Here is a 19196-nt window from a genome sequence, read left to right as displayed (position 1 = left end):
GATTTGGACTAAAAAGGGGCTCCATAACGCAGCCCCTTTGCATTTAGGCGAAGTCTTTTTCGCCTTTGATAATCGCCGGATGGCCGCAGATAGCTTTAGCGGTATGCATGCCCGCCATGGTAGCGGCCTCGACACAACCGGCATTGAGACCGGTTTTAATCCAGTCACCCGTCATATACAGATTGTCGATACCTGTGCCATCCGTGGTGATCCGATATTGTGAGCTGCCTTTAACGGACAAGACATAACGCTCCGAAGGATCCACATTGGCGCGCCAATATTGGCTATCGAATCGCGCTTCGCCTTGGCGGTTTTGTTCATCGTGCAACCATTCCCAGGGGAAGGTGTCGCCAACATGCTGCCACAGCTTATGAATTTCCGTATTGAGCTGGTTGATGGCGCCAGCCTTAGCTTCGGCGGTTTTTCGCTGCTGGAAACCGATATCCGTGCTTGGAGGATAGGCATCCACGGGTAAAGCTGAGCAGAAATAACTGGCATTTTTAGGCTCTAGGCCGCGCCAGTCTTCTTTATCGAGCAATTGGTCCATTGATGCCCACGTATCGAAGGGCTCGGTAAAGCCCGATAAGACAGGCTGCTCGCCATCCTCAGAATAATTTGGCCAACCAATACCATTAAGATCTTGATTCATCCACAGTTGATAGGCTTGGGTCGCGACTGTCTGTACTTTGTCGACACAGGTTTTGAGCGCCGGACTCTGCGCCACGACCTCACTCGCCACATGGGGGACAGACCCAAGAGACAGACCAAAAATCACTTTGTCGAAGTCCACGCCTTTTTGCAGACGTTTTTTCGGCAGCGCCTGACCAAATTGCGCCTCGTATAGATTGTCCCAATCGCTCCAGAAGTGCTCAAGATTAATATCATGGGCTTTTAGCAATGCGGCTTGCTCAGGCTCGAGCTGATCGTAATTGGGGGTACTTGGCCAGCAGGCTAAGCCTTTCACATCCACGAGTGGATTATATTCTTTGACCGAAGGTGCCAGAGCAACTTGCTCAGTGATTTCAATCGCTTGAATGCTGTTATTGCGACATTCTAAATTATCGACACGATTGAAAAAGTGGAAATTAACCCCGCGCCGTTTCAACACTTCATAGTAGGGGGTAAAGACCACATCTCCCATGCCAGCTTGCATTTTCCACATAATCCCGCCTTGATAACACAGGGCGATACGCAGCATAGAGCGGATAATGGTGCCTGCTTCGACATTCGGTTTGTCAAAATTGCCTTTTTCGTAGGCAAACACCAGATCATAAAAACCGCGCACTGGCGCGCTGTCGACCGTGTATTTTTGACTCGCACCGTGTTTGATTAACCATTCGCGGTAATCGTAGTCGTTGATGGCATCGAAACCCTTTTCAAACACATCATCGGCAAACATCCCTTTTAAGATGGTTAAGCCTAAGTCGACGGCAATATACAGATGGCGCAAATCATCGTTAGTATCTAAATGGTCGCTAAAGCGTTTAACTAGCCTTTGGTGCAGGGCATCGACGGCGGACTCGACCAAACCATCGTCACTCTCGCTGTGGACATGTTCATCGCATTCACGGCCAATCATTTGATTAAAATGGCATTCTAGCTTGTCACCTAGAGCGTCGAGGGATTCCATCGCATCTTCTACCGAATCCTCTAACTTATCCTTAAGTCGTTCAAACCAGCTGGTATCGAGCCAGTTTTTCGGTGTCGCCATGGCTTTTTCATCGGCCTCCAGTAGGGAGTCCATGTCCTTTAGCCATTCTTTTATCCAAGCAAAGGCGGCCTTAACTACCTTCCAAAAGGTTAAGGTTTCGGTGCCATCTCCTGGGATCCCTGAGAGTGTTGGAAAGGTGATTGGCCAGCTAACGGAGCGACCATTAATTTCTTCCTGTAGCACAATAAAATTATGGGGTTTAAAGGCATCAAAGAAGGTCGCCAGCGGCGCTTCGGGCGGGCGGTCTAGTTCTTCATAGGCTTTACGCATTAAGGCGCAGGCATTTTGGTAAAAACCAAACCAGATATGCAGGCCATGCTCTTCAATCCGTTGCCCCATCGCGGCATTACGGCCACTTGCGCCCTTGCCGCCGATACGCCAGCCTAATTGATAGACATCAATCTCATATTGATTCTGCCAGCCGGGTCTGTCGGTGAGATAACAGGCGGCGGTCATGGCGGCGACACCTCCGCCGAGAATGGCAATTTTTTGTTTTTTGACTTCAGAGTTATCGACCAGTACTTCGCCAGGTGGCACTTCAAAGTCAAAGTTCACATGGTAGGGCAGTAATACATGCTGCTCGCCAACCTCGACGCCTAAGGTCTCTTTGAGTGGGAAGCTAGCGTTATCAAAAATAGTGGCGACAAAGTCATTTTCCAATAGGGCGACACTGTGCACTTTATTGACTTGTGCCGGCGCCGCAGTAATCGCCTGATAAACCGCTTTTTGGCCTGAAGCATCCGGAAACTGCTTTAAAAACACTTGGTCAATGGCTGGTTTGAACAGCAAATGAAATAGTTGCTCCTCACCGAGCTTATCCAGCTCTGGAATAAAATCCGTTTGCTCTTTAAAGAGTTGCCAAGTTTGGGCTATGGCTTCTAGCGTGGTGAGCTGCGCCTCGGGCTTGGCATTGCAATTCACCTCAATCAGCGGGTGCATGGCAAGCTCAGTGTCAGGGCTAAAGTGTAAGAAGCTCTTTGTGGCCAAGGAGAGGCGAGTTAATGGTTCACCAACCGCGGGCATAGTGTATTCACACAAATACTTAGGATAACCGAATAACTCGCGGCCATTGATCAGAGCCATCGCATCATTTACCCAAATATGCAGTGGCTGAAAATACACATGGCTGATCGATGCACTGTTGCTATTGTCTTGGCGACCGACCATGACCCAAGTGATGATGTCGGTTTCTTGGATCCAACCTTTAGCCCAGTCGGTTGGGTCTTCTGAATAGGCTTTCTCGATTTGGGTAAAAGTTGTCAGTACGTAGGGCGATAGCACTTTAAAGTACATGGCACTTCCGGCCACTTGATTGAGTGTTTTATCGATAGAGCGCTGAAGGTTGACAAGCTTTCCCTTGAGAAAAAAACCGTACATATCGGCTTTATTCAACACTAAGGGCGAGTGCATCAACATACTGCCTGGGGGATAGATAAAATCGGGGCGTTGTTTTTCCATGGGATCATCCTTTAAACCCGTAAAGATGTGTAATGTAGTTTTGCCGACTAAGGCATGAGTAAACCCTAAAGAGCATAGGGCAAATCAGCTTATTAGCCTATTGATTTTACAATTGAATTAAAACAGAAGGGATAGAGGATAACTTAGTTTAATTAGCAAGTTGGAGGTTATCCAACTTGCTCGGATTTGACTGCTTATAAAGCTCGAATTTGCTCAGGCAAACGGGTCGTAGTTCAGTTACTTCGATTTATGCTGATAGAAATCCACCTCTGCATCATCTGAATAACGGCGCTTAGTATCCCTGCGACGTTGTTTTACGCGTTTGTTTTTTTGCTTACCTTTGACGTTATCGCCCCATGGCGCATCATCGTCGTCAAATTCATAGGAGTGTGACATGGTCAAAATTCCAAAAATACCTGTGCCATTCTCAGCACCCGATCTTTTTACCCAAAGGCGAGATTAAGCTAAAGCGAAATATTTAATCACTGATGGTGAAAAGTTTTGTCCAAGAAGGGGTGATACGTCTCTGTGGAATTGCGTTGGCGATTTTACCCCGCGCCGTAGGGTTTATCTTGATGATTATTAAATGAATAAGTGAAAAAGCGCATTCATATTGGGTGGAGGAAAAAAGAATGGCACTCAGAATATGAGTGCCAAGTTCTGATAAAAAATAAGGAGTTAGTGCTACTGCTTGCGTTGCATACGCGCCACAAACATTCCATCGGTGTTGGCTTCGAAGGGCCACACGGTCAACATTTCTGTTTGTTCGCCGGTAAAGGGGTGGCGGATCGGCACTAGGCTGAACTCGGGATGTTGTTGTAAAAAGGCGCAAACCACTTGCTCATTTTCTACAGGCGACAATGAGCAAGTGGCATAGACTAAGCTTCCGCCCTGTTTTACCGCCTTACTGCTGCGGCTTAAAATATCCAGCTGGAGTGCGGCCTTGTCAGTGACGGCATCGAGGCTGTCGAGCCAGCGCATATCGGGATTACGGCGCCAGGTGCCCGTGCAGCTACAGGGCGCGTCGACTAAAACCCCATCAAAATGGTTGGCATCGACCGGCAGTGCATCACTACGCCAGCGCGCAATGCTGATGCCATCAAATCTTGCCCGCTGGGCACGTTTGCTGAGTTCTTCTAAGGCGTGGGCGCGAATATCTGATGAGACAATTGAGCCTACTAATGGGTTTTGCTTAGTCGCGGCCGTTTGCATCAGTGATCGCAATTGCAAGGTTTTTCCGCCTGCGCCACTGCAGGCATCCCACCAGTGCTGCCAGGGCTCTGGTGCACAAATTTGACCTATCACTTGCGAGGCTAGATCCTGGATCTCAATTTTGCCCTCTTTATAGACTGATATTTCATTGAAATTCATGCTCTTAGTGCCAAGGTTAATGGCATCTGCAAAATAGGGGCTGAGGCTCGCATCTATCTTTAGCACTTGCAGTTGTTTGACTGCCGATTGGCTATCTATTCCCTGCGCGCGTCCCCAAATCGGTGGGCGGCTAGACATGGCTTCGATGAGATTTGGACGCAACTCTGGGGCAATCGGGCAGACCTGCCAAAACCATTCGGGTAATAAATCTGTGAGTTCGAAGGACACTTCGGGAAATTGCTGCCGTACCAGTGCCAACTTATCCGTTAAGCTGTTAGCGCTAAGGGATTGAAGTTGTTGATAATCAACAGTCGATTGTGCGAGTTCATGCCAGGCTTGGGCGATGTCCTGCCATGGATGGGCTTCGATTAAGGCGCTCGCACTGAGCATGGCAAAAAATTGGGGCGCCTGTTGATGATCGCCCGTGGCTTTAAACCAGCCCCACCAACGGAACAGGCTAAATAAGGATTCGCGGATCACTTTGCGATCCTTAGAGCCGTGCTTTTTATGTTCCCTAAAGTAGTTCGCGAGCACTCGGTCGGCGGGTTGCTTGGTATTTAAAATCTCATCGAACAATAACTTAATGGTATTGGCATAACTTAATCCGCGTTTTTGCGCGAGGGTTTGCGGTTCGATATTCACTGTTGATGCCATGATTGCTGATGATAAGCCGTTTGGATTGCCCATAAAGTTAGCCTGAAAAGGGGCTCGGCCGAGTGACATCCAGCCGTTGGGATGAATATGGCCAAGCAAATCAATAAGTGGCGCAGAGTGTAGCAGTTTTACGTATCGCTAGCAGTAAAAAAGCCCCAATGCTGAGTTGGGGCTTGATGGGAAAACGAATGCGCGGGTGAGGAAAGGATGACCTACTTAGTCACCATTTTCTGGATTTGCTTAGCACGTTCTTCATCACTCAATACTGAGGGCGGAGGTGTCACTATGCCTTTTTGGCAGGCGGGACGCAGGGCTAGTTCGTCTAACCAACGTTGTAGGTGAGTGAGTCCTTCCATGTTGATGCCGCTCCATTCATGGATGCGCACCCAAGGCCAAGTCGCGATATCGGCAATGGTGTATTCATCGCCAGCCAGATACTGATGCTTGGCTAACTGGATATTCATTACCTCAAACAAACGTCGACCTTCTTTTTGATAACGTTCAATGGCCGCGGGGATTTTTTCAGGGAAGTAACGGTAAAACACGTTAGCTTGACCCATCATCGGGCCGACACCGCTCATTTGGAACATGAGCCATTGAATGACCTGTGAGCGCTTTTTAGGATCGTCTGGTAAGAACTTACCGGTTTTTTCCGCCAGATACAGAAGAATTGCGCCGGACTCGAACACCACAAAGTCCTCGTTATCTCGGTCGATAATGGCTGGAATACGGCCATTAGGGTTAATGGCGAGAAACTCAGGCTGCTTCTGTTCGTTAGTATTGAAATCTAACTTATGCACTCGATAGTCGAGACCCATTTCTTCGAGCGCGATGGAAATTTTAAAACCGTTCGGGGTCGCGGCGGTATATAAATCAATCATAGTTATCCCTTAAGTCTTAACTGGTTAATGCTTAACTTGGCTGCCCAATAGGGCATCGCTGTCAGTTTTTGGGGGTAAGCGACACTATCGCTGGGCGCTGGGCCACTGTCGCAAACCATGCCTGAATGTGGGGCAAGGTGTCATCCACTAGAATATCTAAGTTTTTAATAAAGCTAATAAAAACGTATGCAGAAATATCGGCAATCGTAAAGTTATCGCTCGCCACATAGCTTGATTTGGCTAATTGTTGGTCTAAGGTCGGCAGGAAGTCAATGACCCGTTGGCGTGATTCTGCGCCCCAGGCTTCGACGCAATTTTCCCTGTCTTTGTAAATACCCGTCAGATTTCTAAAGGCTTGAAAGCCGACCATCAACCCTTGTAGCTCGATAATGCGCTGCCACATTTCGACTCTGGCACGCTCTAGTGGACTGTTGCCAAAGAGTGATATTTCACTCGGATGGATTTCTTCTAAGTAGCGGCAAATAGCCACGGATTCACATAGATAGCTTCCATCGTCGAGTTCGAGCAGAGGAATACGGCCGTTTAAGCTTTTGGCTTTAAATTCAGGGCTGAGGTTTTCGCCGCCGCGAATGTCCACACTCACACGCGGAATGTCGATGCCTTTTTCGGCGAGGAAAATACTCACGCGTCTTGCGCTTGGCGTAGGGGCTAATTCATAAAGCTTCATGCTCTTTCCTTCTCTGAATCTGTAAGTTTGGCCAAATAGGGCTTTAACGGAACGATCGGTTAGGATAGAATTTACGCCATATCTAAACGGTCAGTCAAGAATGTTTTTACCCCGTGATATTCCGTTTAATGCAGGCATCAATCTAGGTTTGGACCATGGCACGCAGTTGTAATTTTGATAGACAGGAAAAGCTTATTCAGGCGATGGAGCTGTTTTGGCGAAAGGGATTTGCCGAGACCTCGATTGCCGATCTGGTCGAACACTTAGGGATTAATCGCTTCAGCTTGTATAACAGTTTTGGCGATAAACAGAGTTTGTATCGCGAATCCCTGCGCTTTTATCTCGACCATTATTCCTTTGGGGCGAAGGAGCAAATACTGCACGCACAGGCTGGCCTGAGTGAAATCTTGACCTATTTAGCGCGATTTGTGGCCTTGCAGCGTGAGCAAGAGTACGGCTGCTTTATGCAGAATGCGGTGATGGAAAAATGCCTCGATGATGACTGCGTGCAGCAGGAGTGCCAGCGTTTATTTGTCCAGTTGCAGAGTAATTTCACCGATGTTTTACGCTACAGTCAACTACAGGGCGAGTTATCTCAATCGGTTCAGCCTGAGTCACTCTCGGCTTTTTTAGTGCTTCAATTACAAGGGATTAGAGTGCTAGGCAAGGCGAAGGAATATGCCCTGCTGGATAATGCATTTGAGGTATTAAGCGAATACCTTAAGAGTTTGGCGTTGGCGCCACTTAAACCGATTGATGGGAAATAGGGCTTAAGCAAAATCGATAAGTATGAGACCAAGTGAATGCTTGGCCTCGTCAACTGTAAAACTTACGCAAACACTTATGCAAAAACTAAAAGTCCAATTCGAGGGCGAAGCACAAGTAGGCCATCAATTGGCTACAGTGGGCGAATTGTTCGGCGCAGTAGCGAGCGGCATCGGCTTGGCAGAGTCGCTCAAAGGGGATTGGTTTTAGCGCGATAAAGTCCTTACGTTTGAGTTCGTCCAGCATGGGGTGATGTTTATCGAATCCCTTAGGCGGGCGCGTCAAACTATCACCATCCATCACAAATCCTTGACTGGTTAAGGTCTGCAGCGCCTTTTGATAGCCGTTGGGGTTTTCATCGATACAAGTCCGAATGGCATTCAGCACCTTGGATTCGGGATGCCAAATACCGGCGGCAATAAAACATCCATCCTCGGCAATGTGTAAATACAGCCCTGGTGCATGAACATCTTTACCCTGAAAATGCCTAAACTGGATCCCCACATTGGTCTTGTAGGGCGTTTTGTCGTTGCTAAAACGGCTATCGCGCTGCGGGCGCATTAAGCTGCCACCGACTTTTTTGGCAACTGCCGTTAATCTTGGGGAAATAGCAACAATATCAGGCTGAATTTGCTCGATAAAATGCAGTGCCGGGGTTCTGACCTTATTCTCATATTCTTCCTGATGGGCTTTAAACCAGTCTCGGGAGTTATTGAGCGCCAGCCGTTTGAGAAAATCTAAGCTGGCGGCCGTAAATGCCAACTCGGTTTGGGATTCTGCGGTTAATTTAGTCATGTCCATAAAACCTTTGAGGTGCTTGAGACTGGGATTCCGACCGTTAATCAAAACAGGCTAGTGCGAGTTGAACAAATGCGCGTAGATATTGCAAATTCTTCGAGCATTTCCCGGCAGTTACCAACAGGTTGTGATTTACATGTAAAGCTAGGTGAGAATTATTCTCATCTTTTGCTTTGATGCCTATAATGCCGCCCTATTTTTTACACTATGTAACAGGGGATGGGGAGATGGGATATCAACCTAAGAGCAGGATAGCGAAAACAATGATTGGCTGTGCGGGTTTAACTATATTGCCTGCGTTGCCACTCAATGCCAAAGAAGTATTGGGAGCACCTAAGGTCGAGCCGATTGAGATACTACAAGTACATGGCCAGCAATACCGCCGAGCGACCACTATGACTAAGCCGGGCGAGGCGATCATCTCGATGGATCAAATTGAAGAGATGCAAGCGACCACATTTGCTGAGGTCATCGATGATATGGCTGGTGCCCATATCGATGGTGGGACTCGCAGTGGTGGCGAGCGTATCAACCTGTGGGGATTTGGCGAAACCGAAGATTTTAATATTTATGTCGATAACGCCCCCGTGGGATTTGAGCAGTATCGTTATGGGTCATTCTTTTTAGATCCCGATTTAATCAAGCGAGTCGAAGTGATTAAAGGGGCCCACGATGTCCGCTCGGGTAACGGCGGCTTTGGTGGCTCCATGTATGTTGTGACTAAATCTGCCGATGATTTTCTAAATTACAATCAAAACCTTGGTGCCCGAGTCAAAGCCAGTTATGCCAGTAATAACGACGCCCAAAGCTACACGGGAACGGTTTATGGACGAGCTAATAAACAACTTTCAGGTTTATTGCATGTCACTCGTCGTGATGCGGGGGATGTGACGCTCGCCAACGGTGATGAATTTGAATACTCAGGTTATGAGCAAAATAATTACCTCGGCAAACTCGATTACGAGCAGGGCGACCATCAACTCATGTTGAGCTTGACCCATTATCTCGACGAAGGCCGTAAGCCTTGGGCCAATCGTCGTGGGCCTATGCCCGCAATTTCTGACTATAACATCCGTAAATATGGCTCCTATGAACAGGCGCTCTATGCCACCACGGCCTACAACACCTATGAAGACAATACTTGGTCGGCGAATTATCGCTATTCACCGAGTAATCCTTTAATTGATACCCAAATTGTGGTTTCCCATTCTGCCAATGCACGTCACTGGATCAGGCCGCCAATCGCGTGGGAAAAGATGACTGTCTCCGTCGGCAATTTCGGCCATGAATCTTGGTTGGATTACAAGCGTGACTACATTGACATCAACAACTTAAGCATTATTGGGGATCATGAGCTCACAACCGGGTTGCAGTTCCGCAGTCTCGATAGGGATTCAATGGTGCTTAACAAAAGTTATGAGAAAAATCCCGAGAAAAACTACGGTTGGTACACCCCTTATTATCAGCCCGAAGGGCGCCAGGATACCTATGCAGTGTATCTGCGCGATGCGATTAGCGTGACGGATGAGCTGACCATTACTCCTTCACTACGCTATGACTATATCTACAGCATTGGTCGCCCCAACATTGCCCCCGATTACAACGATATCGAGGCTGGGCACGATTACAGTTCGACCCACCATTCGGGCTTTTCACCGCGATTGGGAATCGACTACCAGTTAACATCGAATACTCGAGTGAATTTCGATTACGCCTACAGCTTACAAGCGCCAGTGGTCGATGAAATCTATGCGGTGCAATACGCCAAGGCGAGCATTACTGGCACGAGCCGAGATATCGATGTGGAGCGTCTGCACGCCTTTAAACTGGGCTTGATGACGCAGCAAACCAGTCTTTTTGCCGCCCAAGATACGCTTTCAACCCAAGTGACCCTCTTTGCCAACTTGGGGCGTGACGATATTGCCCAGCGCCGCGGGGCAAAGTCCGACCCAAATCAAGCGATTCAAAGTGGTTACACCAATCTTGACGGCTATGATATCTACGGCGCCGATCTCGAGTCTCAATATCGTTATCAGGATTTCTTCAGTGACTTAGCCGTTTCTTGGTTACAGGGTGAGCACAGGGGATCGCTCAGAGACAGCCAAGGCGAGGACGAATACCTTGCCAACATTGCGCCGCTGGATATTCGCTTGCGTGTGGGCATGTACATTACGGATGACATCTCAGTCGCTTGGCAGGGCACTTGGTACGATGCGCAGGATAATGTGCCTCAGGGTGATATTTTTAACGCTGAGTCCCCAAGTGAGAATTACTTCTTACAAAATATATATTTAGCCTACCAGCCCCAAGAGACTCTAAAAGGACTCAGCGTGCGTTTAATGGCAAAAAACCTGACTAACCAGCAAGTGACGCCGTTTCTATCGGATGGAATTCCCGCGCCGGGGCGTGATATTAGGCTCAGTTTAGCTTATGAATTTTAAGGATTAAATGTCGTTCTAAAGGATGGGGAAACAGATAACTCATATAAAAAATAGGGTTATCTTGCCTTCCCCCCTGCCGTGAAAAGCCAATTTATGGCATAATCCGCGTTTTATTACGCATGTAGACAGAAAAAATGACTGAAAATGAATTGCTAACTCGCTGTGGCGGCAAATGTGAACTCTGCGGAAGTGACGTCGAACTCTCTATTTATGACTTACCGGCTTCCGATGGTCATGAAAACGAGATCATGATTTGTGAAAATTGCAGCAGCCAAATCGCAGCGCCGGATACCATGGACATGAACCACTGGCGTTGTCTAAACGACAGCATGTGGAGCCAAGTACCGGCGGTTCAAGTGATGTCATATCGCATGCTGAAACGCCTAAGCAGCGAAAGCTGGGCGCAGGATTTACTGGATATGCTGTATCTGGAAGAGGATTTGCGCGCTTGGGGCGATGCCGAGGCCGCTGCAGCGAGCGATGATACGCCTCCGACCTTAGACAGCAACGGTGCGGTACTAAACGCCGGCGATACCGTAGTTATCATTAAAGATCTCAACGTCAAAGGCACCAGTTTTGTGGCAAAACGCGGCACAGCGGTTCGCAATATCTCGTTGACCAACAATCCTGAGCATATCGAGGGCCGTGTGAATGGCACTCGCATCGTGATCCTGACTTGCTTTGTGAAAAAGTCTTAATCGACTTGAGTTGAAGCTGTTAGCTTGATACCTGAACCGCCCAATTTTTACAAATTGGGCGGTTTTTTTATGCGAAATTGAATCTTATCCGCCCACTAAAAGTATCTGCATATACAAATCGTTAAATTAGGCGATAAAATGCGAAGCATGTGAAGAATCTTTATATAGAGATAATGCTATGGCAAATGACTCACCACCACTCGATACAAAGCAAATGTCTACTCCAGTTGAAGACGGATTGGATAAAATCCTTGGGCAGTGGCAGGCTCAAGGGGTGACAGAGGATTTGGTCCCGATGGCGGTGTTAGGCCGCATCGCGCGCATAACCAAATATATGGAAAACGCCATAGCCCTGTGCCACGGCGAATTTGGTTTAGGTCAGGGGGAGTTTGATGTGCTCGCGACACTCAGACGTTCGGGCGAGCCTTATATGCTATCACCTTCGCAGCTGTATCAGAGCATGATGTTAAGCTCAGGAGCCATGACCAGTCGCTTAGACCGGCTTGAAAATAAAGGGCTGATTGCCCGTGAGCACAGCAAGGAAGATCGTCGCGCCGTGCATGTGTCATTAACTCCTGAAGGTAAGGCTCTGATTGACGATGCGTTGCCCAAACATATTCAATGTCAGAGCGCGTTATTGGCTGGTGTTTCTAGTGCTGAGCGTGAAATATTGCAGCAGATATTAAAGACTTGGCTTGCTCACTTTGAACGGTAATCGGCTCAGTTTTTGGGGCGAGAGACAAAGTGCCGTATGGCGCTTTTAGGGATAGCATCAGGGAGTGACTATGGTAAAAAAACGCGAAGCGTTTGAAATTGAAGGCAAGCGAGTCGTTGCGGGCACGCAAATGGGGATAAAACTCCCCGCCGCTAAGCTCTATACCGATACCCAACTCGATATTCATGTGGAAGTGTTCCACGGCCTCAAACCCGGCCCGACACTGTTAGTCTGCGCCGCCATCCATGGTGATGAGCTCAATGGTATTGAGATCTGTCGTCGGTTACTGGGACGCGTCAATCCGAAGAATCTAACTGGCACTCTGATTGTTGTGCCCATAGTCAATGTGTTTGGTTTTATTCAACAATCCCGTTATCTACCCGATAGGCGCGATCTCAATCGTTGTTTCCCCGGCTCGAGCAAAGGTGCGCTGGCGAGCCGTTTAGCCAATCTTTTTGCTACCCAATTATTGGTGCATGCGACCCATGTGATTGATTTACATACAGGCGCTATCCATAGAGACAACTTGCCGCAGATCCGCTGCGATACTGGCGATGCAACCATGTTAGCCATGGCCAATGCCTTCGGCGCGCCACTTATCATGCACTCCAAGGCGCGCAGCGTGTCGATGCGTGGCTATGCGAATCAGCAGGGTATTCCCTGTATTTTGTATGAGGCGGGTGAGGCACTGCGCTTTAGTGAGCTTGCGATTAAGTCGGGGCTCAAGGGCGTACTCAATGTGATGCGCAGCCTTGGTATGCTCAAGGGGCGAGTCAGTAACAAGGTCGCCAGCGTGAGTGCAATACGCAGTTATTGGGTTCGCAGTGAGTCCGATGGTTTGGTGAATATGAAGCTTAAACTCGGGCAGCGGGTTAACAAGGGATACATTATCGCCCATATTGTGAGTCCGCATGGCGGTGATAGCGTAGCCATTCGCGCGCCAACCGATGGCATTATCATAGGGATCAGCAATATACCCGTGACCAACGAAGGTGAGGGAATGTTCCATATTGCGCAGTTCGAAGGCGATGAAATTGAAATAGCTAACGAACAACTTGATGAGTTTTTAATGGAATATGCTTAAATTTCAGTGAGTTTAAAGCTATGTATTATGGTCATTATTGATGCTGGTTGAGGTTTCTGCGGGCGGGTAACCTGTCTTTTACAAAGCAAAGGCAGTGTTTTGGATATTCTAGATATTACATTCTAGATACTGGGGGATAACGCCGCAGAAACACCAACCAAATACTGCCCGAAGGGTTCGTCTAGCAAGCTCTTGCTGTTACTTTCTGTCATAAGAGCCGCTCGTCATTTGAGTAGAATAACGACACATCATTCCTCGTTTCGCGAGCACGTGCTTGCCAGAACGAACAACATCTCATCTTGAAACGTCAACACGCCCAAACTTAAAGCCAAATTATTAACGGCGGTGTTGCTTTGCCTATTTCAAGGCTTGCTATCACAGCGTAAATCGTTCAATTGAGCGAGTGAGTGAATGTGCTAACTGAGTCACTTCATTACTGCGCTTCGCCATATCCATTGCTTCCTGAGCATTTTGATCCGCAGCCGATGCGACTTCCGCCATGCTGGATTCAATATGTCTGCTGTAATCTAACTGTTCGTGGGCAGCTTGGGTAATTTGTAAACTTATCTCATTAATTGCACTAAGCGTAGCTTCAATTTGGGCGATGGCCTCATGTAACGTTTTGCTTTGCTCTACACAATCATTGGCCTGTTTTTGGCCTGAGCTAATGGCTGTTGCAGCCGTCGAGGTTTCTTGCTGTAAAGCTAAGATCATCTGTTGGATCTCAGCGGTCGATGCTTGGGTTCGTGATGCTAGTGACCTCACTTCATCGGCAACAACAGCAAAGCCCCTACCATGTTCCCCCGCCCTTGCGGCTTCAATGGCGGCATTGAGCGCCAGCAGATTGGTTTGTTCTGCGATGCTGTTGATGGTTGTGAGAATACTGCCAATATTGTGGCTGTGGGAACTGAGTCGCGACATGATGGCGACTGATTCACTCAAACCTGTACTTAATTCTGCTATTTTAGCCTGATTATTGGCGGCAATATTTTGTGCTTCATTGCTGTGTTGAGATGCTTGGACTATCTGTTTTGCCGAGCCACTAGCTTGTTCCGCTACAAGAGTCGAACTGGTAAACATTTGCTCTGTGAGGTTTTTGGTACCGTTTATCCGCTCAATTTGTGTCGAGGCTGCGTTTGCAATGCCTTGGCCCTGTTGGTGAGTTTGTGTAGCTGAGTTATCTAGCGAATGGGCGTCATTACTGATATGGGTTAACAGCTTAGCCAAGTCATCACAAAGCATATTCATGTTATCAATAAGCGTACCAAATTCATCATTATGGCGTTTAGGTATTCTCTTCGATAAGTCACCCCTTGCGATATTTGCCAGCGCACTATTTGCCAGAGTGAGTGGTACTAACATGGCCCTTAGGGTAAAGAAGGAAATAGAACTGACCATAAACACAAACATGGCTGCTAGCACAATAGCCAGTGTTTGACCTCGTTGAATATCATCATTTGCTATGTTTTGTAACAGACTAAAGCGTCTGTCTGCTAGGGCCAATAATTTATCTAACGCTAGGGTATTGGCATTGAATTCTTGTTCCGCATTTTTAAAATGCTGCTCAGCTTGAGTGTGGTTAGCTACCACTTGCTGTTGTGCCTGATATAGCTCGCCTGGAGTTGAAAGTAACCGATTGAATAGAGTGGCTTGTTGCTCAAAAATTTCCAGTAACCCTAGGGTGTCGATCCCCGAAGCTTGTTGTTTTAAAAAGGTAAAGTTTGTACTTAAATTTCCTAGCAATAAGGCAATATCCTGTTTATGCGAGTTTATCGTATCAGTATCCTGAGCATGCGTTAACTCTGACATTGTGTTGGTTAATGTGTAAAGCATATCGTCAATGCGGGTCCCTGTTCCGATTATTTCCTCTAAAAGTGCCGGATTATCGGGCAATGAGATAGTCTCCAAATCGATCATTGCATTACTTGCTTGCGTTTTTGCCTCAATAAACTGATTAAAAAGTGTTTGATAATGTTGCTTTGCTTGTTCATTCGCAAGCTTAGCACTAAACATATCTTGGCTTTGTTGTTGGTAGGCTTGGTAGCGTTTTTGAGCTTCTTTCAGCGAGGTTTGCATCTGAGGTTGGTCGCTAACCATCTGTTTCAGCTCGTTTTCAATGCTTTGATATTTATGCTCTAGCGCATTGAATCCTTTTTGGCTTTGCGTTAGCTCGGCGGTGTCATTTTGGCTATGGGCTAAAGTTGCAAGGCGCGACATTTTAACGAGCACGAGTTGTAAGTTATTGCTTTGTTTCTGAACGGGTATGGCGAGCGTTTCGATATTGCTATAACTAATTTGAACTTGATGGAGCGAATGGTAGAAGAAACTATTGCCTGCTAATAACAGGATACCAATTGCGCTGAAGCTTAAGAGCATTTTTTGCTTGATACTGAGTGTTAACATTGAGTCATCGACCTTTTCGTCTATGATGTCTGCCAAATCAGGCGGTAACATCGAGTGGACAATGGAAGAATACGCCGTACCACAAGTATTAGTTGCTTGTTTTTATTGGGGTATAAACATAAGTGTAGCAGAGAGTTGCGAGTGTAAAGTCTTAACCTACTCGATGCGGATAATTATATTGCGCAGCTGAATCATGAAAGGAGTTTTGATGAAAACCGTGATGTTAGAAAACCAGGCGATCTCCCCCAGTAAAATTCTCTGTATCGGGCGTAATTATGTCGACCATATTCACGAGCTGGGTAATGACATTCCCGAAGATATGGTGGTGTTTTTTAAGCCTAACTCGGCAATTAGCACAGTGCTGCATGCTGAGCATTTAGGTGAGACACTGCACTATGAAACTGAGCTATGTTTTATCTATCAGCAGGGGCGTTTTAGCCACGTTGGGGTAGGGCTGGATCTCACGAAGCGAGAGCTGCAAAGCAAACTGAAAGCCAAGGGACTCCCCTGGGAAAAGGCTAAAGCCTTCGATGGCGCGGCGCTTTTTAGCCCTTTTGTTGCTATCGATGATGCTTGCACGGCATTTGAGTTCAGCTTAACGATAGACGGAGTGTTAATACAAGCGGGCCATACTGAGTTAATGATCTATAATCCGCAGACGATTCTAGAAGAATTACAACGCTTTACCACTTTAGAAGACGGCGACATTGTGATGACTGGCACCCCAAAAGGCGTCGGCATCATTCCACCGAATCGGGTATTTAAGGTGGCCTTAGGCCTTAAGGATGCGCCACACCAAGCGCCCTTGGTCGAATGTGAATGGCAAAGTCGGTGATGCAATGACGGCGCACTCTGCATCGGCGCATCAGGCGGCAACTGAGCTGGCAATCCAACCCCTTTGGCAATATTTGCTCGCCTTAGGGGCCGAGCCTGAACGTTTAGCGCCGCTACTCACCCACGCAAGGGCGCTTTCATATCAGCCTGGCGAGTGCTTGTTACCCCAAGGCGAGCACCAAACCTTTGCCTATTTTGTGGTGGAAGGCATAGTGCGCGCTTGCCACTATACCCAAGAGGGCAGTGAGCGCTGCAAGGAGTTTTACTTCGAAGGTGAACTGTGTTTCTTATACAGCAGTTGGTTAAAGCAGGAGGTTGCGCCCTATCAGTTAGAAACCGTCACTGCTTGTCGGCTAGTGCAAATGCCACTTGCCGTATTAAACGAGCTAACGATGCAGCGAGTACAACTTTCGCTACTCAAACAGCAATTATTGTATAAAGAACAAAAAGAAGCCTTTTTGCTGCTCAATACACCAGAGCAACGTTACTTACATTTACTCGAATACTTTCCCCTCTGGGTTGAGCGTTTAACCCATGCCCAACTGGCCAATTATATTGGTATTACCGCCATTAGCCTGTCGCGGATCCGCAGACGTTTGCAAGATTCACGGTAAAATCTTCTGCCAGTTAACTTAAGTTAATGCACTTTTAGGTCATCCCCTTCATGCTCATCGGCGCTAAGTTTGAGTCACAGCTGAATATATCGGCTTATTTTATAAGTCGATATTGAACCCTAAAGGAGCCTATCTTGAGTGCTTTTACCCTGTCACAACTATTGGTGGCGATTGCCATCGTTTTCGATTTGATGTCGTTTCAATTTAAGACGCGTGAGCGCATCGTCGCCTGTTTATTCGTCTCGGGCATCCTAATCTCCATCCATTTTTGTTTATTGGCACAATGGACGGCCGCAGGGCTAATGGGGATTGCCACAGTGCGTTACCTCACCAGCATTTTTACAACGTCAAAAAAAGTCATGTGGTTTTTTAGTGGAGCGGCAGTGCTGATGAGCGGCTTAACTTATAGCGGGCTTGTGAGCGTGATAAGTTGTATTGGAACGCTGTTTCAAACCCGCGCCGCCTTTTGTCAGGCGGATAAAAATCTGCGCTTATTGATGATAGTCGGCACCAGTTTTTGGTTGTGCCACAATATCTTAGTGGGTTCGCCCATGGCGGTATTGATGGAGCTGTTGTTTATTGGCAGTAATCTCGTGGGATATTACCGCCATTATTTTCGTGGACAATTGCACTCGTCCAAAAGGAAGGCTTAGATACCTGCTACGGCCTCCATGTCTAGCTCGATATCGGTACAGCCTTTGGGGCAGAAAATACCTGCTGCCTGTTCGGCTTTAGCTGTCTCCGGCAAGATGACTTTGAGGGTTTGATTACAGCTTGGACATTGCACAGGCTTACCTTTAAACACCCGTTTTATCAAGTTTTTCTGTTCATTAAACGAGTTTGCAGTGGTTTGGTTTAACACAGCAAAAGGGCTGGTCGATGCATTGGTCATTGGCGATAAAATCCTTAAAAGCTCGGCAATATTTTTATGGGATTGATGCATTTTGCGGACAGAATTATAGCCCGATTGGGAACGGGAATGAAAAGTCTAAATCATATATATATCAGCATGGGTTAACTTGCTGAACTTGTGCTGACTAAAAGCAAAAATAAGCGGCTTTGACCTTGTAGGAAGAGCAATTTTTTGATGCTATGAGCAAGGCGGTTTTTATCATAAGAGTGAAACATGCCGCGACTAGGATATTGGGGGAAAGAATGAGTATGTTTGTTAAATTAACGATAGCGGCGACTGTCCTTGTGCTCAGTATTCTTGCCGTTGGCATTTATCGTTTTGATATGACCAATGATGATATCTACATGGTCATGGAAGATGGCCAAGTGCTGCAATACGATGAGGCCATGGCGCAGGCCGATGCTAAGGCAAAAGCCAAAGAGGCGGCATTATCTTCCAATGAAGATGCCATCGAATCAGTGGTGCCAAGTGAGGTCAAACCGGTGGCGAACGCCTCCGAGGTGATGCTGAAACTCTTTAGCTTAAATACGGCCAATCCCTTTGAAGTTAAGCTGCCCGATAGCCAACTGCCCGTGGTGTTGACGCACTTTATTAAAATCAAGCAAACGGAATTTGCGCTGGGGGATTATCAACAAGGTGATGAAAAGGGCAGGGTATTGCTAGATTATATGCGGATCACACCGCTTAATTTTGACCCCGCATTAGAGCCCGATACCCAAAGCGATGTGCCATTGCAGGATGATCCTAAACAGCAAACCATGCCCTTTGTGGCGCCTTTTATTGTCAAAAATCAAGGTTCGGGGGTATTTGTGTACCTCGGTTTATTCAGCTTAGATTATGGCCAAAATCGATTACAGCACTTAGGTAGTGTGTTTATTGGCGATCGCATCGAAGTCGATAGTATTGAACCCGTGTATCCCTTTGAAGCCCCATTTAAAGTTGCTATCACCTATCGCGATAGGGCGGCTGGTCAACCTATGGCAGAGGAGCCGAATGTGGCTAAAACCCTTGAAGTCGGTGTGAGTGAGTCGGAAATCAAAGCACTGAATTAGGTTTATATCTGGGCTTATGCTAAGTTAATTTTACCTCAGCTACGGCTGAGGTATTTATTTCACCTAGCGGCTGGGAAAGCTAAGGTTTTGGCATAAAACATAAAATTAAAACAAGG

The 19196-nt window shown here is 47.2% G+C and carries 17 protein-coding genes; 9 read left to right on the top strand and 8 right to left on the bottom strand.

Annotated features, from left to right (window positions below; genetic code table 11):
• Positions 1 to 43: 43 nt before the first annotated feature.
• From EYR25_RS13775 to EYR25_RS13755, 5 genes are all read right to left on the bottom strand, one after another.
• Positions 44 to 3169, bottom strand: coding sequence for an NAD(P)-binding protein (locus EYR25_RS13775; protein ID WP_133180800.1), 3126 nt, complete (start codon positions 3167 to 3169; stop codon positions 44 to 46).
• Positions 3170 to 3406: 237 nt separating this feature from the next.
• Complete coding sequence (locus tag EYR25_RS13770) at positions 3407 to 3565, bottom strand: hypothetical protein (protein WP_011626757.1); 159 nt, start codon at positions 3563 to 3565, stop codon at positions 3407 to 3409.
• 288 nt (positions 3566 to 3853) lie between these two features.
• A complete protein-coding gene (locus EYR25_RS13765) occupies positions 3854 to 5227 on the bottom strand; it encodes an RsmB/NOP family class I SAM-dependent RNA methyltransferase (protein WP_133180798.1) in 1374 nt (457 codons plus the stop codon).
• 179 nt (positions 5228 to 5406) lie between these two features.
• Positions 5407 to 6075: a glutathione S-transferase family protein gene (locus tag EYR25_RS13760; protein WP_023265769.1), complete on the bottom strand. Its 669-nt coding sequence runs from the start codon at positions 6073 to 6075 to the stop codon at positions 5407 to 5409.
• A gap of 61 nt (positions 6076 to 6136) precedes the next feature.
• Positions 6137 to 6763, bottom strand: a complete 627-nt coding sequence (locus tag EYR25_RS13755) for a glutathione S-transferase (RefSeq protein ID WP_133180795.1) — start codon at positions 6761 to 6763, stop codon at positions 6137 to 6139.
• A gap of 155 nt (positions 6764 to 6918) precedes the next feature.
• Here EYR25_RS13755 and EYR25_RS13750 point away from each other — a divergent pair, with 155 nt between their 5' ends.
• Entirely contained in the window at positions 6919 to 7530 is a 612-nt protein-coding gene (locus EYR25_RS13750) for a TetR/AcrR family transcriptional regulator (RefSeq protein ID WP_133180793.1), read from the top strand.
• Positions 7531 to 7615: 85 nt separating this feature from the next.
• Here the strand turns inward: EYR25_RS13750 and EYR25_RS13745 are convergent, their stop codons facing one another.
• Positions 7616 to 8323: a DUF2461 domain-containing protein gene (locus tag EYR25_RS13745; RefSeq protein WP_133180790.1), complete on the bottom strand. Its 708-nt coding sequence runs from the start codon at positions 8321 to 8323 to the stop codon at positions 7616 to 7618.
• A 230-nt stretch (positions 8324 to 8553) separates the two neighbouring features.
• Here EYR25_RS13745 and EYR25_RS13740 point away from each other — a divergent pair, with 230 nt between their 5' ends.
• From EYR25_RS13740 to EYR25_RS13725, 4 genes are all read left to right on the top strand, one after another.
• On the top strand, positions 8554 to 10767 hold the full coding sequence (locus EYR25_RS13740; protein WP_133180788.1) for a TonB-dependent receptor domain-containing protein: 2214 nt from the start codon (positions 8554 to 8556) through the stop codon (positions 10765 to 10767).
• A gap of 134 nt (positions 10768 to 10901) precedes the next feature.
• A complete protein-coding gene (locus tag EYR25_RS13735; RefSeq protein WP_023265774.1) occupies positions 10902 to 11465 on the top strand; it encodes a PhnA domain-containing protein in 564 nt (187 codons plus the stop codon).
• A gap of 178 nt (positions 11466 to 11643) precedes the next feature.
• Positions 11644 to 12180 carry a MarR family winged helix-turn-helix transcriptional regulator gene (locus EYR25_RS13730; protein WP_133180786.1) on the top strand — a complete coding sequence of 179 codons (537 nt, stop codon included), beginning with the start codon at positions 11644 to 11646 and terminating at the stop codon, positions 12178 to 12180.
• A 70-nt stretch (positions 12181 to 12250) separates the two neighbouring features.
• Positions 12251 to 13264 carry a succinylglutamate desuccinylase/aspartoacylase family protein gene (locus EYR25_RS13725; RefSeq protein ID WP_133180784.1) on the top strand — a complete coding sequence of 338 codons (1014 nt, stop codon included), beginning with the start codon at positions 12251 to 12253 and terminating at the stop codon, positions 13262 to 13264.
• A 375-nt stretch (positions 13265 to 13639) separates the two neighbouring features.
• Here EYR25_RS13725 and EYR25_RS13720 read toward each other — a convergent pair whose 3' ends face one another.
• The gene (locus EYR25_RS13720) at positions 13640 to 15667 is read right to left on the bottom strand and encodes a methyl-accepting chemotaxis protein (RefSeq protein ID WP_133180781.1); all 2028 of its coding nucleotides are present in this window, start codon (positions 15665 to 15667) and stop codon (positions 13640 to 13642) included.
• Between the two features lie 208 nt (positions 15668 to 15875).
• Here EYR25_RS13720 and EYR25_RS13715 point away from each other — a divergent pair, with 208 nt between their 5' ends.
• The 3 genes from EYR25_RS13715 (at position 15876) to EYR25_RS13705 (ending at position 17768) form a co-directional block, all read left to right on the top strand.
• Positions 15876 to 16502: a fumarylacetoacetate hydrolase family protein gene (locus EYR25_RS13715; RefSeq protein WP_133180779.1), complete on the top strand. Its 627-nt coding sequence runs from the start codon at positions 15876 to 15878 to the stop codon at positions 16500 to 16502.
• Positions 16503 to 16506: 4 nt separating this feature from the next.
• The gene (locus tag EYR25_RS13710; RefSeq protein ID WP_133182874.1) at positions 16507 to 17115 is read left to right on the top strand and encodes a Crp/Fnr family transcriptional regulator; all 609 of its coding nucleotides are present in this window, start codon (positions 16507 to 16509) and stop codon (positions 17113 to 17115) included.
• 134 nt (positions 17116 to 17249) lie between these two features.
• Positions 17250 to 17768: a YgjV family protein gene (locus tag EYR25_RS13705; protein WP_133180776.1), complete on the top strand. Its 519-nt coding sequence runs from the start codon at positions 17250 to 17252 to the stop codon at positions 17766 to 17768.
• On the opposite strand, the gene EYR25_RS13700 is transcribed toward EYR25_RS13705, so the two are convergent.
• On the bottom strand, positions 17765 to 18007 hold the full coding sequence (locus EYR25_RS13700; protein ID WP_023265783.1) for a hypothetical protein: 243 nt from the start codon (positions 18005 to 18007) through the stop codon (positions 17765 to 17767). The genes EYR25_RS13705 and EYR25_RS13700 overlap by 4 nt on opposite strands.
• Positions 18008 to 18270: 263 nt before the next feature.
• Here EYR25_RS13700 and EYR25_RS13695 point away from each other — a divergent pair, with 263 nt between their 5' ends.
• Positions 18271 to 19080, top strand: coding sequence for a hypothetical protein (locus EYR25_RS13695; RefSeq protein WP_165953499.1), 810 nt, complete (start codon positions 18271 to 18273; stop codon positions 19078 to 19080).
• Positions 19081 to 19196 lie beyond the last annotated feature (116 nt).

This window comes from Shewanella decolorationis (genome assembly GCF_004354305.1).
In the GTDB taxonomy this organism is placed as follows: Bacteria; Pseudomonadota; Gammaproteobacteria; order Enterobacterales; family Shewanellaceae; genus Shewanella; species Shewanella decolorationis.
Note: the sequence above shows the minus strand (reverse complement) of the source record. Positions and strands in the feature narration are given on the sequence as shown.

Coding starts and splice junctions, on each gene's coding strand:
- EYR25_RS13775 (WP_133180800.1), bottom strand. CDS start 3,169: ATGGAAAAACAACGCCCCGATTTTATCTATCCCCCAGGCAGTATGTTG.
- EYR25_RS13770 (WP_011626757.1), bottom strand. CDS start 3,565: ATGTCACACTCCTATGAATTTGACGACGATGATGCGCCATGGGGCGAT.
- EYR25_RS13765 (WP_133180798.1), bottom strand. CDS start 5,227: ATGGGCAATCCAAACGGCTTATCATCAGCAATCATGGCATCAACAGTG.
- EYR25_RS13760 (WP_023265769.1), bottom strand. CDS start 6,075: ATGATTGATTTATATACCGCCGCGACCCCGAACGGTTTTAAAATTTCC.
- EYR25_RS13755 (WP_133180795.1), bottom strand. CDS start 6,763: ATGAAGCTTTATGAATTAGCCCCTACGCCAAGCGCAAGACGCGTGAGT.
- EYR25_RS13750 (WP_133180793.1), top strand. CDS start 6,919: ATGGCACGCAGTTGTAATTTTGATAGACAGGAAAAGCTTATTCAGGCG.
- EYR25_RS13745 (WP_133180790.1), bottom strand. CDS start 8,323: ATGACTAAATTAACCGCAGAATCCCAAACCGAGTTGGCATTTACGGCC.
- EYR25_RS13740 (WP_133180788.1), top strand. CDS start 8,554: ATGGGATATCAACCTAAGAGCAGGATAGCGAAAACAATGATTGGCTGT.
- EYR25_RS13735 (WP_023265774.1), top strand. CDS start 10,902: ATGACTGAAAATGAATTGCTAACTCGCTGTGGCGGCAAATGTGAACTC.
- EYR25_RS13730 (WP_133180786.1), top strand. CDS start 11,644: ATGGCAAATGACTCACCACCACTCGATACAAAGCAAATGTCTACTCCA.
- EYR25_RS13725 (WP_133180784.1), top strand. CDS start 12,251: ATGGTAAAAAAACGCGAAGCGTTTGAAATTGAAGGCAAGCGAGTCGTT.
- EYR25_RS13720 (WP_133180781.1), bottom strand. CDS start 15,667: ATGTTAACACTCAGTATCAAGCAAAAAATGCTCTTAAGCTTCAGCGCA.
- EYR25_RS13715 (WP_133180779.1), top strand. CDS start 15,876: ATGAAAACCGTGATGTTAGAAAACCAGGCGATCTCCCCCAGTAAAATT.
- EYR25_RS13710 (WP_133182874.1), top strand. CDS start 16,507: ATGACGGCGCACTCTGCATCGGCGCATCAGGCGGCAACTGAGCTGGCA.
- EYR25_RS13700 (WP_023265783.1), bottom strand. CDS start 18,007: ATGACCAATGCATCGACCAGCCCTTTTGCTGTGTTAAACCAAACCACT.
- EYR25_RS13695 (WP_165953499.1), top strand. CDS start 18,271: ATGAGTATGTTTGTTAAATTAACGATAGCGGCGACTGTCCTTGTGCTC.